The organism is Pseudomonas lactucae (assembly GCF_036688725.1).
In the GTDB taxonomy this organism is placed as follows: domain Bacteria; phylum Pseudomonadota; class Gammaproteobacteria; order Pseudomonadales; family Pseudomonadaceae; genus Aquipseudomonas; species Aquipseudomonas lactucae.
The window spans coordinates 1-2,359 of sequence record NZ_JAQQPT010000047.1 but is presented as its reverse complement, the minus strand read 5'-3'; the positions used below and the strand labels follow the sequence as shown (position 1 = coordinate 2,359).

At 64.4% G+C, this 2,359-nt stretch carries 1 protein-coding gene and 1 pseudogene; both read right to left on the bottom strand.

The genetic code is table 11. From position 1 onward, the window contains the following. Window positions 1-1,934 (bottom strand): condensation domain-containing protein (locus tag V6M90_RS29990; protein WP_332847665.1); only part of this gene is annotated, 1,934 nt, incomplete at its 3' end. Continuing rightward, a pseudogene (locus V6M90_RS30330) lies at window positions 1,931-2,200 on the bottom strand (phosphopantetheine-binding protein); the annotation flags it as partial. The pseudogene V6M90_RS30330 and the gene V6M90_RS29990, both read right to left, overlap by 4 nt. Window positions 2,201-2,359 lie beyond the last annotated feature (159 nt).

Genomic DNA, 2,359 nt, shown 5'->3' with positions numbered 1-2,359 from the left:
AAGCTTTCGAGGGCATGCACCGGCACGCCGGCATCGCCCGCCCACTTGTCCAGCAGGTGGGTTTGCGTCAACAGCAAGGGGCTGCCACTGTCGGCGAGCATGCCTTGCAAACGCTCACGCGGGTGTTCCGGGTCCAGCGGCAAATACGCACCACCGGCCTTGATCACACCCAGCAGGGCTACCACCAATTCCACCGAACGTTCGGCCGAAACCGCCACCGGCACATCCGGCCCCACGCCCTGGCCTTGCAGCCAATGCGCGAGTTGATTGGCGCGGGCGTCCAGTTCGGCGTAGCTCAGGCGTGTGTCGCCGTACACCAGCGCCAAGGCGTCAGGTGTGGCGCGCACTTGCTGGCCGATCAACGCCGGCAGATTCGCGTACGAAGGGTAGTTTTCCTCGGTGGCGTTCCAACCGGACAGTTGCTGTTGCTCGACGGGGGTCAGCGGCAGCAGTTCGTGCAATGCACGCTCGGGCTGTTCCAGCAGTTGCTCGAGCAGAAACAGGAAATGCGCGTGCCAGGCATGCACGGTGGCGGCGTCGAACAGGTCGGTCGCGTAGCTGAAGGTCGCGGTGATCTGGCCCTGGCGGTCTTCCTCGGTGGTCAGGGTCAGATCCAGCTGTGCGGTTTCAGCGGCCTGGTCCAGGCGCTCGAAGACCAGCCCGCCCACATCCAGCTGGCTGTCGCCGCGCTGCAAGTGGTTGAACATGACCTGGAACAGCGGGTTGCGGCCCATGCTGCGTTGGGGCTGCAGTGCTTCGACCAGCTGTTCGAAGGGCAAATCCTGATGAGCCTGGGCTTGCAAGGCCTGTTCGCGCACAGCCTTGAGCTGGTCGATGAAGGATTCACGACGCGACACGCTTAACGGCCAGACTTGTGTATTGACAAAGCACCCGATCAAACCCTGGGTCGCGACAGCCTCGCGATTGGCAACCGGGATGCCGACGCGCACTTGCGTCTGGCCGCACAGGCGGCTTAGCCACACGCCATAAGCGGCGAGCAACACCATGAACGGCGTGGCTTGTTGACTGCGGGCGAACTGCCGCAAACGGCTGCTGGTGGCCTCGGACAACGGTTTGCCGACCCGTGCGCCGTGATAGGTGGGCAAGCCCGAACGCAGATGATCGACCGGCAACTCCAGCACGGGCTCCTCAACGCCCAGGCGCTCGCGCCAATACGCCAGTTGTTGCTCACTTTCGCCGGACTCCAGCCACAGGCGCTGCCAGCGCGCATAGTCGCTGTATTGCACATCAAGGCTGGGCAACGGACTGTCGACGGCCTGAAGGTGACGGGCATAGCCGCCAGCCAGCTCTTGAACGAACAGCTCCACCGAGACGCCATCGGCGACGATGTGGTGCAAGGTGACCAGCAAGGCATGCCGTTCGGCGTCACAGCGCACCAGGCACAGGCGCAGCAAAGGCCCCTGGGTCAAGTCGAACGGTTGTCGGGCCTGGGCCTGGGCCAGGCGCGCCAAGGCCGCGTCCTGGGCCTGGGCCGACAACTCGCTGAGGTCTTCGCGCCCCAGGAGCACGGCACAGGCATCGGCAGCCTGCACACGCACCACCGGCTCACCGCCTTCGCTGGGGAAGACACTGCGCAGTACCGCGTGACGGGCGACGATATCGGCCAGCGCCGCCTGCAGCGCCGCCTCGTTCAATTGCCCCGTGAGTTGCAGGCCACCGGTAATGTGATAGGCGCTGGCGGTCGGCTCCAACTGCCAGAGCAGCCATAGCCGGCGCTGGCTGTAGGACAACGTGTGCGTCGTCTCGGCAGGCGCCGCAACGATGGGCAAACGGCGCGCATCAATGCCTTTTTCACGCAACTGCCGCAGGAATATCCGCTGCTTTTCGGCAGGAAGAGCGTTGAGCCGTTCGGCCAGCGGGCGCAACGGATCGTCACGGTGGCTGGGGCCGTGGGCTTGGCTCAGGTCGTTCATTCAATGCGCTCCAGTTCGTTCAGCAATTGGGTCATGGCATCCACCTCGTCTTCGCAGGTGTGTGCCGGAATGTGCTCCAGGTGCCGAGCGAGCGCCTCGATCGTCGGTGTATCGAACACCGCGCCGAGGTGTATCTGTACGCCTAACTGATGGCGGATCTGCGAGGCCAGGCGGGTCGCAAGCAGCGAATGCCCGCCCAGCTCGAAAAAGTCATCCGTCACACCCACCCGCTCCACGCCCAGCACCTCGGACCAGATTCTGGCGAGGCTGCGTTCGGCGTCATTGCGGGGTTCGACATAGCCGGTAGCGGCGACTTGCGCCTCGACCTGCAGCAGTTGCTTGCGATCCAGCTTGCCATTGGCCGAGAGCGGCATCGCCGGCAACCGCATCAATCGCCACGGCACCATATAGTCAGGAACGTGCTG